Origin of the sequence: Sphingomonas faeni (assembly GCF_040407565.1) — a bacterium.
Taxonomy (GTDB): domain Bacteria; phylum Pseudomonadota; class Alphaproteobacteria; order Sphingomonadales; family Sphingomonadaceae; genus Sphingomonas; species Sphingomonas faeni_F.
Genome location: NZ_JAPZPR010000002.1, coordinates 132,126 through 146,854 on the forward strand (window position 1 = coordinate 132,126; position 14,729 = coordinate 146,854).

The window sequence follows — 14,729 nt, forward strand, 5'->3', positions numbered from 1 at the left end:
CTCGCTGGATCGCACCGGCGATCAGCCTGGCAATCGCTGCAGTCGGCGCCATCGCGGCCTTCTCGTCGCGTCCCGCCCCCACACCGTCGCCCGTGGCAGCAGCGCCCGCAACGGGCGTCGATCAACGATCGGAAAGCCGGACCCTGATTGTGCCGACGGCAGCCGACCTGATGCCGACACTGACCGCATCAGGCCTGCCCCCGTCTGACGCCAAGGCCGTCGTTCGGGCAGTCGGCGGCATCCTGGGCCCCGCTGCCGGCGACATCAGGCTTGCGTTTGCGCTCGATCATGGGCGCGGCACGGTCCGCCTCGTCGACCTCATCGCAACCCGCATCGATGGATCGGGCGTCAAGCTCTCGGCGAACGCCGACGGCAGCTTCGTCGCGACGCGGATCACTGCCAATTTGCGTCGGCAGACCCATTTCGTCCGCGGCGAACTGGACGGGCAAAGCTTCTACAGTTCGGCCGTCGCAGCAGGGGTCAGCGACGTGCTGATCGGCCCCTTCGTAAACGCGTTCCGCTATGATTTCGACATGCAGCGAGAAGTTGCGCAGGGGGACGTGTTCGAAGCGGGATTCGAGCAGCGCGTCTCGGCGGATGGAGATCCGGTCGGCGCCCCGGTGCTGGTCTATGCCTCGCTGGCGACCGCCGGCAAATCGCGCGCGCTGTACCGGTATCGCGCATCGGGCAGCGCCGATGCGGAGTGGTTCGACAGCAGCGGGCGAAGCAGCCGCAAATCGCTCATGCGTACACCGGTGGAAGCGGCGCGGATCAGTTCGGGCTTCGGTATGCGAGGTCATCCGATCCTGGGCTTCGTCAAGATGCACAAGGGTACCGATTTCGCTGCGCCGACCGGCACACCGATCTACGCGGCCGGCGATGCGGTGGTGACGTTTGCCGGGCCGAAGGGGCCGAACGGCAATTTCGTCCGCCTGCACCATGCCAATGGCTGGGACACGCTGTACCTCCACATGAACCGCATCGCCGCGGGGCTGATGCCGGGGGTCAGGGTCGCGCAGGGTCAACAGATCGGCGAGGTCGGTACCACCGGCCGTTCGACGGGCCCGCATCTTCACTATGAAGTACACGTCGATGGCCAGCCGGTCGATCCGATGTCGATCGAGGTGGGGGGCAGCCGCACGCTGAGCGGGGTCGCGTTGAAGCAGTTCCGCAGCCTGCGCGACCATGTCGACGCAGCACGCGTCGCGTCCCCGCGCTAGCGTCAGGCCGTTTTGGTCGATCCTCGTCGAAGCGCCAACGGAACCACGATCACTGCCAGGGCCGCCGTCATTGCGAAGCTTGCATTGAGACCCTGGTCCGACCCGCCCCATCGGACGGCCCCCACGAGATCCAGATCGAGGACCGCGCCGAACGGGCCCATGCCGGGATTGGGATCGAGGCCGAACAGCAATTGCTCCCCGGCATTCCAGCCCCAATGCGCCGCGATGGCGCCGGCGATGCCGCCGCTACGGGCTGCGATAAGGCCGAACATCATCCCCCCAAGCATCAGGTTCAGCACCGCGAGCCCCCCCGTCGCGCCGCCGAGTCCATGAAGCGCGGCAAATACTGCAGCTACGAGCATGACCGCACCGGGCGTACCGATCACCGCGGCGATCTGCGGCTGCAGCCAGCCCCGGAACAGCAACTCCTCCGCAGCCACCTGGACCGCGATAACGAGAATTCCGAGCATGAGCGACACGCTGGTCAGGCCGCTCGCTCCCGGGACCAGCGTGCCTGCCAGCCACGTGTAGCCGACCGCGAGCAGCAGTGCTCCGACGCCCAGTGCGATACCCCAAACCGTCGCCCGACCGGCGTCATCGCCGAAGAGCTTGCCCGGCACCGCGCCGATACGGCGACCGACGATACCCACCAGCAGCATCGGACCGAAGATCGCCAGCGTGAACATGCTCTCGCCGCGCACAGGCGATTCCCCGTCCGTCCACCCGGAAACGATCGGGGGCGCCAGGACCAGCCATAACGCCACCAGAACTATACCGATCAGCGCGGCGCCGAGCGGGCGTACCGCGTTCACCGTGCTGCGACGCGCGCGCCTTGCGGCGGCGGGCTCAGCGCAGTCTTGCTGCTGTCGCCGACCAGGAAATACGGCGCCCAGTAGAACGGATGCGAATAGGCTGGCTGCGCGATCAGCGCGCGCTGCGCATCCTGCATCGCGTCGCCCATCGTTCCGGTGCGTGCCCGCGCGTAGAACGCCCGAATGAACTCGTCGCTCTCCTTTTCGGCCGACACCTGCCAATAGGTCGCGAGCACCGCACGGGCATTGGCGGTCAGGAACGCGCGGACCAGCCCCTCGAGCGTTGCCCCCGCCTCTTCCTGACCCGCACTGCGCGCAAGCCCTTCGTCGCGCACGCCGGCGGCCGTATCGCACGCAGACAACACGACGAGGTTCGCATCGAGCTTCAGTTGCGCGATCTCCGAGAAGCTCAGCAGCCCGTCGGACGTGGCGCCACCGAACGAGGTCACCAACGCCGGCGGCGACTTCGAGCAGCCCCACATGCCCTCGGTCAGGCCGTGGGTCGCAAAGTGGACGACCTCATATTGATCGAGATCGCCGCGCGCCTCGACGCTGGTATCGCTGAACGCCGCGCCGGTCAGCATCTGGGCATCGCGCACCTGCAAGGCGCCCGCCGCGATGCCGAGTTCGCGCGCGCTGATCGGCTTGAGGGAGCGCGAAAGGCTCGCCAGCCGGCCATAATCGACGCTGCAGCCATAGCCGACCGCAATCGAACGCTGTGCTGCCGCCGCGACCGCGTTCGCGGGAGCACTATGCTGACCGAACCCGATGAACGGCCGCGGAGCCTTCGATGCAGGCGTATTGCGCGCGACCAGAAACGAGCGCGGCGATAGGGCGTTGGAGATCGACGCGGTACGGGCGAGAAAGGCGGTCTGCGAAAAATCGAACGGGTCCGCACGCACGGCCTTCGCATCGTACCGAGTGACCAGAACCCCGATCGGCAGCGTTTCAAGCGGGCCGGCCGGATCCACGACGATCGATCGCGACGCTTGCAATGTCGCTGCAGCGGGACCCGCGATCAGCCGGAACAGCGTGTAGGCGCGGGCTTCGTCGAACGGGACCAGCTTGCCGATGTTAAGATCGCCGTCGATCGACGCGCGCAACTGCTGTCCCAGCGTCTCGACCGCCCGGGTCGCGGCTTCGCTGTTCGCAACGTGGTACACGAACGTCCGGTCGGTGGTCACGACCAGCCCGTAGATGCGACGGTCGAGCCGCGTCAGCTTCACGAAGGCCTCGCCTGGGCGCAGCGCGGCGCGCAGCGCGGTCAGCGTCGCGGGAGCGTCGTCGAGCGTACGGTATCGTGGATCGGCAGCCAGTTGCGCATCGACCGTCAACAGCCGTTGTTCGGCGGCGGCACGAGCGCGCGAAAGATCGGGCGGTGCGGCTTCGCCGGTCGTCCCGCCCGCGATCGCGTAGCGCAGCCGGGTAATTTCCCGTTCGAGATCGGCGCGTTCGCGCAACGCCGTGGCGATCGTGCCATCCGCCGTGACCGCACTTCTCAGCTGGCTGAGCTGGCGCGCAACGGCTGGCTCACCGTTCGCCTGCACCGCACGGAAGAATCGGTCGTATGTATCCGGCAGCGGCTTGGCGGACTCGGCGACCAGCAGGTCGAGATAGTCCTGCATGCCCAGCGCGCTGCCGAGCGAGGTGCCGCGCGAGTCGATCAGCGCGTCGATGGCCTCGCCAAAGCTCGTACGTACCGCGCCACGGGACGCATTGGTCCGCGCATACACTGCGGCACGGTCGAGCTGCGCCTCGGCGATCGCGGGTTCGTTGCCGGTCCCGGCATTGGCGATGGCGCTGCGGCGGAGCATGTCGACGGCGTCGGTGAAATTGTCGTAAGCATCCGCATAGTCGCCGCGCTGGGCCTGCAACCGGCCACGCTGGCGAGCGATGCGCGCGCCGAGCCAGAGCAATTGGGTCTGGTCGAGGCGTTCGTTGGCAAGCGGCCGGTAGATCGAGGCGGCGCGGTCGATGGCGGCCTCGGCCTGCGCGCGATCGCCCAGCGCGAGCAATGAAACGCTGCGCGCATATTGCGTTTCGATATCGAGCACGAGCTGCGACAATATGGCGGCATTCGGCACCGCGAGCGCCGTCGCCGTGCCGTTCTGACGGGGCTGGTTCAGCAGGCGCAACGTCGACGGATCGCGCAGCGGCTGGTCCGCCGCGGCAGGCGGGTTCGCCACCCGGTCGAGCGTTGCCAGCGCCTCGGGGAAAGCGTGGCGGTTGATCGCGTCGAGCGCACCATAGGTATCCCGCTTGCGCGACAGGAAGGCAGTTCGCGACGCCGGCTGGCTTGCAAACAGGGCGTCGGCCGCGGCAAAATGGGCGGCGGCGGCATCGGGGAAACGGATGTTCGAATCCGCCAGTCCCGCCTCGAGCAGCAATTCTGCACCAACCGTGGCGGAGGCGGCAGGTGGCAGGCGGCTCAGCGCGTCGTTCAGGATCCGCGACGCCTCGACGTAGAGCCCCTTGTGGTTCAGGCTGATCCCTTGCGCCAGCGCAGTCGCGACATCCAGCGGGGCGGCAACCGTCCCTGCGGCATCGGCGGCGGCCAGATCGGCGCCGGTTGCCGAGGGGCGGGGCGCAAGATCGGCAAGATCGATCGTCGCCGTCGGTGTGCGCGTTGCGTCCGCGTTCGGCGGCAGCGCGCCGGAGACGATTCCGAGCGCTTCCTCGAGCAAGGGCAGCAACGCCGGGGTGCCGGCCGCGACGTAGTGCAGGTCACCGCGCGCGGCATCGAGTCGGATGGATTCGAGCCCCGTGACCTTGTCGAGGCAGCGACGCGCCGTGCCTTGCACCGCAGCGACGCGGACCGCGCGGTCGGGGCCGCAGTCGAACTGCGCCTCGATCATTGCCCGCGCGTCAGTGGTCGCCTTGACCACGCGCACGGTGCCAAGCGGGCGGCTGGCGGCGACACCCGAGCAGGCGATGGTGTAGGCGCGGGCAAAACGATCTGGCGCGGCAGGATCCGACCAGTTGCGCGTCGCGACGCACGCCTCGCCAGCCGTGTTGCGGCCCAGTCCCACCGTTTCGAGCCGCGCTTGCGGCGTGACGGTCGCACAGCCGGCCAGCGCCGAACCGCAGAGCGCGACGATCAGCAGGGCGTTACGGTTGCTTTGTATCACGCGCGGCATCAGCGTTCGCCCTCTTGGTCGGTCGGAGATTGCGGCGCCAGGGCCGGGAGGTCGGTCAGCAGCTCCTCGTTGTTGCTGCCGATCACCGGCGCGAACGGCACGGAGACGTCGCGCGCGATGCCGAATACCTCTTCGCTGTTCCAGTCGAACACCTGCAACGTCGGCTGGATCACGATCGTGTTGATGCAGCCTGCACCGGATCCGGCGAGACAGCCGTTGATGCGGCTGTTCGGCAGCAGCACCGGATCGATATTGATCACCGGATTGCCCAGCAGCGCCGCACTGGCGCCGTCGATCCCGTTGATCGTCCCGAACAGCGCGACGCTGGCCTGCGCGGGTGCGCCGAAGGTGCTGATGCGGAGTGCCGGCGATACCGGTGCAGCGGGGGTTCCGCCCAGCTTCAAGCCGGAGAACTGCCCGGGGATGGCGGTGTTCTGAAACAGCGCATAATCGCCAAAGCTCACGGTCAGCGATCGCGCCGACAACGTCGTCGTCGCACCCGGATCGTAAAAGCCGCCGCCGAGCTGCGGATTATACAAGGCCGAATTACCGTTGCCGATCAGCGACTGGGCCTGGGCCAGCCCTTCCGCCCCCGGTTGCAGCGTATCGATGAAACCGGGCGCAAGGCCGACCGCGATCCGCGTGCCGCGCAACTGGACGTCCGACCCGTCGAACAGCAATCGCCCGCCGCCATCGCGGGTCGCGATCACATGGATGGCGTTCGCATTGCCGCCGCTAAGGTTGCCGCCGATCCGCACCGACCGATCGCTGCCCTGTGTCGAGACCGTACCAACCACGCGAATATCGCCGGTGCCGAGCATCTCAACCGCTCGCCCGCTGCCCGTACCGAGGGTCAGCGTTCCGACCTCCATCCCGCCTGTGCCGGCGTCGAAACGCATCGTGTCCGCGGTGACTTGCCGCACCTCCGCGTCGGACAGACGGAAACCGTCGGCAGCGAGGCCGTCGCCGATCCGCATCGTGGCGGTCGTCGGCGCGCGATTTACGAACGCCACTGTCTGGGCCCGGACGGGACCGTTCAGCGCGACGTCGCCCGCGGTGATCGTCGAGGCCGTCCCCCCGGCCAACCCGCCGATGGTCGCCAGACCGACCACATCGAGCACGGCCGCGCCGCCGACGGTACCGCCGCCCAGCGACAGATCGTTCCTGCTCGTCAGCGTCAGGGCGTCGCCCGCCTTGACGCTGGCCAGCGTCACCCCGGCACCGCTCGCGTCGATGCTCGCACCTTCGACCGTGCCCGCGACGAGCGCACCGCCAGCCTTCAACGTCGCCGCCCCGCCGGCGCTCGCATCGCGCAACGTCAGTGCCGCGCGGGCGTCTGCCAGCAATTGCCGCGCCACCGCCAGCTTGCCGGCGACCTCAATGCTCTCTCCCTTCAGCGACGTAGCGCCGGTGCTGGTCACCGCCGCCGTCGTCAGCGCGCCGCCGCTCGCGAGCGTGATGTCCGCGCCGCGAACGTCGCCCAGCGCAATCTTGCCCGTATCGGTTCGCAGCGCGAGGTTGCCCGATGCCGCGACCTTGTCAAACGTGAGATCGCCTCGCGACAGTGCCGCCGATAGATCGGTCACGGCGACGTCGTCGGCGCTGACTCCTGCATCGTGCGAAAGCGATCCCGCGACCGTCGTCCCGTCGAAGCTGCCGATCCTTGCGGCGCCGACGATCCCGAACTGCATCGTGCGACCGCCGCCGGCGCGCAGGCCGAGCACTGCACCATTGTTCGCTCCGGCCTGGATGCGAGTACCAGCAAAGCCGATCCCGCCTGCCGCATCTAGCAACAGGCGCTCGGCGCCAGTGCCATCCGAGTCACTCGTCAGCGTCAGGCCCTGCGCGCCCGTCATGTCGCCGGAGGTCGCGGTGATGCGAACCTCGCCAGCCGCCTTTTGCACGATATCGGTCCCGCCGAGCAGCACGCTGCCGCCGGTGACGCGGTACGCACCGCCGGCCGCCACCACGCCCGAAATGGTCGCAATGCCCGTTGCGCTCAAGGTCGCATCGCCACCGGAGGTAAGCCCGGTAAGCTGCAGATCGCCGCCGGTCGCAGCCAGCGCCGCGGTCCCGCCCGTGACAGCCTGTCGCAATGCAAGCGTGGCGCCGCGCAACCCGAGCGCACCGCTCGCCGTCGCGGCGTTGCCGATGATCGCCCCGCTCGAACTTGCGTCGATCGAAGCACCCGTGACATCGGCGAAACCGATGCTCCCGCCGGTGAGGGTCAGCGCCCCGGTTGCCGTGGCATTGGTAAGGCTCGTACGCCCGCTCGCGCCAAGCGTAACATCGCGACCGACAATCGGGCCCGTCAGCAGCAGGTCGCCGCCCGTCGCCGCCATTGTCAGCGTCGTCCCTGCGCCGGCTCTGCCAAGCGTTACCGTGCCGCCACGTACTCCAAGCGCACCCACGGCGTTTGCCGATCCGCCCGTGACCGCCCCTGCAGACGCCACATCGATTGAGGCCCCCGCGATATCGGCGAAGCCGATGCTTCCGCCGGTGAGCGCCAGCGCCCCGGTTGCCGTGGCATTGGCAAGGCTCGTAAGCCCGCTCGCGCCGAGCGTAACGTCGCGACCGACAACCGGGCCGGTCACGAGCAGGTCGCCACCAGTCGCCGCCATCGTCAGCGTCGTCCCTGCGTCGGCCCGACCAAGGGTCACCGTGCCGCCACGTACGCCAAGCGCACCCTCAGCCTTTGCCGATCCGCCCGTGACGGCCCCCGCCGACGCCACATCGATCGAGCCACCCGCGATATCGTTGAAGCCAATGCTCCCGCCGGTCAGCGTCAATGCGCCCGTTGCATTTGCCCCGGCCAAATTCGCCCGCCCGCTCGCACCGAGCGTCACGGCACCGCCGGTGACCGGGCCCGTCAAGGTCAGGTCACCATTGGTCGCGGTCAGCGCAAGCGTGGAACCGGCCTTGACCTGATCGAGCGCGATCGAAGCGCCACGGATTCCGAGCGTGCTTGCCGCCGTCGCCGAGTTGCCCGTAATCGCGCCCGCGGACGTCGCATCGATCGAACTTCCGACAATGCTGGTGAACTCGATACTGTCGCCGGTCAGCGTCAATGCGCCGCCCGCGTTCACCGTCGTCAGGCGGGTGCGCGCGCTGGCTCCGAGCGAAACGGTCCCGCCGGTCGCCGGCCCCCTTAGCGTCAGATCGCCGGCCGTTGCGCGCAGTTCGAGCGCCTCTGTGCCGGTGTCGACCCGGCCTGCACTGATCGATGTCGCGACGATGGTCAGCTTGCCGCCGACCACGTCGCCGAGCCGTGCCACGTCACCGATCGTCAAGGAGAAGGCGCGCCCCGGCCCCGCGCTCAGCGCGACGCCGCTTTGATCGTCGAAGCCGACAAGCTCGCCATTGGGCGCGGCGATCGTCAGATCGCCGCTGCGGCTTGCAATCGTCGACGCGCGAATGTCTCCCGTCGCCGCGACGACCACGGAGTTCTCCGCCGAAAGACCGTTGGCGAGTAGAATGCTGGAGTCGAGCCCCGTCGTCGTGAGCGTCGCGGTGCCACTCGATGCGACCCTCGTCGCGAACATCTGCCCTCCCGCAGTGATCGCCAAATTCCCGCCGGTGGTTACCGTACCGAGATTGATCGCCCCCTTGGTCGCTTCGATCGTCGCCGCCCCGCCGGTCGACACGTCGCCGGCGACAAACCTGCCGTCGGCTGCGATCGCCGAGAGGGAGCCGACATCGATCGTGCCGACCGCGATCGCCCCGCCGGCGGTCAACGTCGCCGCACCCGACGTGACGATGTCGCGTCCACTCAGGGCGCCGGCCGACGTTGCGGCCAGACTGGCCGCTCCGACCCGCCCGAACTGCAAGGTCCCGCCGTGGAGCGAGACATCATTGCCCGCATCCACCGTGCCGATGGTTACCGCGCCCGCGGCTTGCAGCGACGCACCACCACGGACGGACACATTCCCGCCGGTCAGTGTCCCGCCGGTCAGTGTCCCGGTGCCAGCGGTCGCGTTGAGCGACGCGGCATCGACGGTCCCGAACGCCACCGTCGCGCCGGTCAGCGCAACCGCACCGCCCGCGTCGATCCCGCCGGTGACCACGTCACCCGCCGCATTCAACGTCAACGAGTCGGCCAGGGTCAGATTGCCCGTGCGGATGCTGTTCGCGCCGGTCGCGGTGAAGATCGTCGCCGCGACGTCGCCGACCGCGATCGCACCGCCATCGGTGACGAGCGCGACCGCCGAGGTCCCCGAACCGCCGCGCAACGTGGTGGCAGGATCGAAGGCTATGCCGCCGCCGGTCGCGGACAGGCTCAGCGCCTCGCCGCCCTGACCGTCGCTGTCGGCGACGAGCGTGGTGCCGGCGTTACCGGTGATGCCACCTGCGGTACTGGTCACGGTGTAGCTGCCGGTCGCGCCATGCGCCCCGCCCAGCGTCACGGAGCGACCGGTGAGGGCGACATCGCCGCGTGCAGCGAGGCCGCCGAGCAGCGCCGTGTCGCCCTGCGCACCGACCGTCATGCCGGTGCTGGTGATCGGTCCGCCGACCCGTACGTCGCCCGTTGCGGTGAGAACGACGGCGCCGCTGGCCGCCAACGCATTGCGGATCGTGACACCACCCCCGGTGGCGCCCGCGGTCACCGCCGCCCCGTCGATCCGTCCGACCTGCACGTCACCGCTGCTGGCCGTCAGCGCGACGACGCCGCCGCGGACCGAATCGATCGTTACCGCCGTTCCGCTGGCGCTGGCGACAGAGCGCCCTGCAAGCGTCGCCAGCGTCACGGTTCCGCCGCTGGTCGCCGTCGCCTGACCGTCGCGGCTTTCGACGGTGCCAAGCCGCAACGCGCCGCCGCTCGCCAGCGTCACGTCGCCGCTCGCCGACAGGTCGTTCTGCACGGTCAACGTGCCGTTGGCCGCGCGCAGGCTGATCCCCTGGCCGACGCCCGTCACCGACAGCCCGGCGACGCCGAGATTGCCGCCCGTGCTCTCCGCGGCGAAGCTATCGACCAGGTCGAGCGCGCCGAACGTCAGCGTGGCGTTCGAGACGATCGCCCCGCCGGGCAACGTGGCGTCGCCATCGGCTGCGCCGAGCGCGGTCAGCGACCGGGCGGTCACGTTGCCAAGAGCGAGCGGTGCGTCCGCGGCGGCGTTGAAGATGCCGACGCGCAACGCGCGATCGGTGCCGGCGGTGATCGAGCTGCCGGGCGCCAACGCTATCCCGTCGACACCCGTCGCCTGCAACCGGACGAAGTCGCTGGCCTGCGTGCTGGTCGAGGTCAACGCGACCGCGCCGGTGCCGACGATGCCGCCACTGGATGCGCGCAGATCGATCGCGCCGCCGCTGCGAACGATACCCCCCGCGAAACCGATCGATCCGCCGCGCAGCGTCAGCGGACCATCGACGCGAATGTCGCTGCCGAACGTCAGCGCGCCAACGCCGTCGATGGTGATGGCATCGCGCGCGCCCATACGACCGGTGGCGATCGTGTCGCTGCCGGTCATTGTGATGCTCTGGCCGACGTCGACCGATCCGGTGGTAATCGCGCCGGCCGTCGCGGTGAGCGCGACCGCACCCGAACTGGCGATCAGCGCACCGGTCTGAATCGACGCACCGCTGGCGACGATGTCGCGGACGACGGACACGTCGCCAAGACGCAGTGCGCCGGTCGTGGTCAGTCCGGTCAAGGTGCGGGCCTCGACCCGGCCAAGCGCGATCGGACTTGCCGCGTCGTTCAGTTGAACCCGAATTTCGGCCTGGCGCGCCGTTCCGCCATACAGGCTGGAGCCGGGCGCAAACGCGATACCGGTCGCGGACGGTGCGGTCACCGCAAGCGTCAGCGATTCCGCGCCCGAACCGTTGGCATCGGATCGCAGCGTCAAACCATCGAGCCCGGTAATGCCGCCCGCGCCCGCGCTGATCGAAACCGCCCCGTTGGCGAGCTGGGATACCGTGCCCGCACCGCCGAGCGACACCGCACTGCCCAGAACCTCGTAATCGCGACCGGCGCCGACCGAGCCTGCGACCGTTGCCGAACCGCTGCCGGCGTCGACCTTGACGAAACGCGTGGCGGCAAGGCCGTCGAGCGTGATGTCGCCGTCGCGCAGGACCCCGACATCGGCATCGTTTCCGCTGGCACGTATCGTGCCATCGACACGCGTCGTACCGCTTCCGCTCAGCGCGACCGATCCCCCGCGCGCGGTGATGGCGTCGGCGGTGAACGCGCCGTTGGCGGCGAGTATGATATTGCGATCGGACGCCAGCGTCCCCGCCGTGATGCCCGAAGCGGTCAGGGCCAATGCGTCGCGTACGTCGACGTTACCCAGGGTCAGCGCACCTGTAGAGCTCAATCCATCGCGGAGTGCACCCGTCCCGATGGATTGCCGCACGTTCCGCGCGGTGACGTTGCCCAGCGAAATTCGGTTCGCCGCATCGCGCTGGCGAAGATCGACATAGCCCTGCCGATCGCTGCCGCCAACCAAGCTGCTCGTCGCGTCGAACACGATATCGCCCGATACCGTGCCCACGGTCGACAGCGTCACGCTGGCAGTGCCACCGGACCGCAACGTGAGGCCTGCAGCACCTGAGATGCCGCCATCGGTGGAAACCAGGCGGACGTCACGACCGGCGCGCTGGTTCGCAGACGTGTTGCCACCCAATGCGATCCCCTGCCCCGTGAGCAGATAGTCACGCCCTGCGGTGACGTCGCCTGCGACCGTCAAGTCGCCAGCCGACGCGAGGACGACGTCGCGCCCGCTGATCAGGGAGCGGGCGAAGGCCCCGGTGCCGTTGGCGCGAGCGATGATGTCGCCGCCATTGTCCGACGCCGTCGAGAGTACGCCCCTCACCAACATCCCGGCAACGCCGCCAGTAGTGTCCGCGGTCCCTGCGACGTCGACCCCGTCAACGGCCGTGCCGGGCTTGCCAGCCGACAGTACGATGCCGCGCCTGCCGTTCGAGGCTGTGGTGACGCCTGCGTCGATACTCAGGAGCGCGTCGGTGATCGTACCCCGCGATGCCAGCGCGAACATCACGTCCCGCCCGTCGACGGTACCGCGGACATACTGGCTGCGCCCCGGCACCGCGGTGCCGCGGTTCAGCGTCACCGACAACGGGCTGTTCGTCCCGTAATTCAACGTGACGTCGCTCGCCGTCACGAACGCGACGTCCTGGCCCGCCGCCTTGAATTCGCCGTCGGCGTCGATATTGGGCGCGACCATCACGAGGCCGCGATTGCCGCCTTCCGTCGTAATCGTCGCGCCGTTCAGGACGGTGATCCCCGCGATGCTGCCGGCCCCGTCATTGCCCGTGCTCATGCGATATCTGGTACCGCCGCCCAGAAAATCGTTGCTGTTGACGTCGAGCGCCGACAACACGAGCGAGCCGATCGTAAAGGTCGCTTTGGCACCGACCATGATGCCCTTGGGATTGTACACCCATACCGCCACGCCCTCAGCACTGGTAAGATTGCCGAGCAGCTGCGACGCCTTGCCGGAAACGTCGCGGTTGAGCACCGCGACATTGTTCAGCACCGTTCCATTGTCGAAATTCGCGGTCCGGCCCTCGGGAATGTTGAACCCGTCCCAGTTGATCACCGTATTGTCGGCGCGCAATCGGACGTTGAGATTGCCGTTCGGGCTGGTGATCAGGGGATCGATGCCGACACCCGTCTTGATATCGGATGCGCTGGCTCGGGTCGGGATGACCGGCGTGGTCTGGGCGAGCGAGGGCGCGGCGGCGATACCGCCGAGTGCGCTGGTCAAGGCCAGAAGCAGGCGGCGGCGACGGACGGGCGACGCGACATGGGTCATCGAAAACATCCTATCGAGCACGATCACGGAATTGCACGGTCAGCGAAACAAGCACGCGCGCCGGCGGCCGTTCCTTGTCGAGCCGCAATGCACGATCGAGCGGCTTGGCATAGCCGACATCCAGCACCAGCCGGTTGGGGAAGGACAGCCGGACGCCGCCGCCCACGCTGTCGAAGTTGCGCGCGCCCTCGATCCGCGCCCGATCGAGATTGGTCAGATAGAGATGGTCGTAAAACCCGTATAATTGTGTTCCGAGCCGTCCGGTCAGCGGCACGTCCGCGCGCGCCTCGACATGGCCGCCCACGGCGCGATCGCCGCTGTTCGAACCGGGATCGTAGCCACGGCCGATCGTCAGGCTGCCGAGCGCGAACTCTTCGTAGTTTAGCAGCGGATCGTTCGCCCATTGCATCTGGCCGATCGCCGCGATGCTGAAGATCGGCCCAAGCGACAGCGTCGTATCGATGACGCCGCGCACAACCAAAGCGCGGGCGTTGCCTTCCAGTCGCGATGTGAGTTCGCCGCTCACGAACCCGGTCTGGCTCGCATCGAACAGGCCCAGCCCTTTGCGCACTTCGAGCGAGGACGACACCGACAGCCAGGGCCGCCCGTTACCGTCGACGAACTGGTGATCGGCATCGATCCCCGCGAACAGCACACGCAGCTTGTCGCGGGTCAGCGTCACCGCATCGTTCCCGCCCCCGACGCGCGAGATCTGGTCGACGAAATCGAACCCAAGCCGCGCCCGTGCGTTGGCACGCACCGATCGGAATAATGGCCGGGTCAGGTCCAGCCCTGCGATCAGCGTGTTGGTCCGTAGATCGAGCACACCAAGATCGGGGCGCGACCACGCATAGGTCGCACGACCGCCAAACGTCGTGCCGCCATCGTCGAGCTGCAGGATGTGTCCGCCCTGGACGATCACCTGCTCCTTGAAATCGGTGGTCGACGAGGCGCCGAGGTAGGTGATGTCACCCAACCCGGTCAGGCCGTAGATCTCACCACGGGCATAGACCGTCTCGCGCCCGAGCAGCGTCGAATTGTAGTTCTGCGCATTGGCGAACAGCGAGAAACGTCGCGAACTGACGGTCAGATCGCCGATCACGGTCCCGGCCTCGCCACCCGATGGCTGCAGCGACAATGCGACATCGAGCCCCGGGACGTCGCCCGCCAGTAGCAATATCCGCTCGGCCTCGCGCTCGTTCAGCGGGTCGAGGGCCTGGATCGCCGCAATCCGCCGGCGCAGGAAGGGTTCGTACCGGCCTGCATCGCCACGTACGCGGACGTCGACGATCCGTGCCGTGACGACCTGCAGACGCAATACGCCGCCGGTGATTTCCTGCGCGGGAATCTGCACCGACGCCACCCAGCCGCCCCGCCGCAGCGCTTCGTTGGCGGCGTCGCGGACGGTGCAAACCGCGGTGATCGACTGCTCGCCGGTCGGCGTCCGCAAGCCGGCAAGGGCATTCGCGATCTGCGGCTGCAGCGGCGAACCGTCGGGCCGGGTGAATTCGACCCGGTCGAGCGTCAGGCGCAGCGCGGACGTCTCGAACGGACAGTTGGTCTCGGCCAACGCTCCCCGCGAATCGACCCGGGCCGTCGAATCGGACCGCGGCTGCGGTGTTGGCGGCGTCACTTCCTGACGTGACGGCAGTGCCACCTGCGCGTGCGCGGGTAGCGTTCCGAACCCCGCGACCAACCCCGCCAATGCTCCCAGCCTTACGCTCGTTACTCGTCGCAAATCTCATCCCCCGTGGTGGCCGCTTTCCCTGCGGCCGGTCGTCCGGCTGG

5 protein-coding genes are annotated in these 14,729 nt (G+C 68.4%); 1 reads left to right on the plus strand and 4 read right to left on the minus strand.

Going from position 1 to position 14,729, the window contains the following annotated elements; translation table 11 throughout:
- Positions 1–170 precede the first annotated feature (170 nt).
- Positions 171–1,220: a M23 family metallopeptidase gene (locus O6Y00_RS05035; RefSeq protein WP_353441509.1), complete on the plus strand. Its 1,050-nt coding sequence runs from the start codon at positions 171–173 to the stop codon at positions 1,218–1,220.
- Positions 1,221–1,222: 2 nt separating this feature from the next.
- Here the strand turns inward: O6Y00_RS05035 and O6Y00_RS05040 are convergent, their stop codons facing one another.
- The 4 genes from O6Y00_RS05040 to O6Y00_RS05055 are packed head-to-tail and all read right to left on the minus strand — an operon-like array spanning position 1,223 to position 14,511.
- Positions 1,223–2,032 (minus strand): CPBP family intramembrane glutamic endopeptidase, encoded by an 810-nt coding sequence (locus O6Y00_RS05040; RefSeq protein ID WP_353441510.1) that lies wholly within the window; start codon positions 2,030–2,032, stop codon positions 1,223–1,225.
- Entirely contained in the window at positions 2,029–5,169 is a 3,141-nt protein-coding gene (locus O6Y00_RS05045; RefSeq protein ID WP_353441511.1) for a CHAT domain-containing protein, read from the minus strand. The genes O6Y00_RS05040 and O6Y00_RS05045 overlap by 4 nt, the downstream gene beginning before the upstream one ends.
- On the minus strand, positions 5,169–12,941 hold the full coding sequence (locus O6Y00_RS05050; RefSeq protein ID WP_353441512.1) for a filamentous hemagglutinin N-terminal domain-containing protein: 7,773 nt from the start codon (positions 12,939–12,941) through the stop codon (positions 5,169–5,171). Before O6Y00_RS05050 ends, O6Y00_RS05045 begins: the two co-directional genes overlap by 1 nt.
- A 10-nt stretch (positions 12,942–12,951) precedes the next feature.
- Positions 12,952–14,511, minus strand: coding sequence for a ShlB/FhaC/HecB family hemolysin secretion/activation protein (locus tag O6Y00_RS05055; protein ID WP_353441513.1), 1,560 nt, complete (start codon positions 14,509–14,511; stop codon positions 12,952–12,954).
- Positions 14,512–14,729 lie beyond the last annotated feature (218 nt).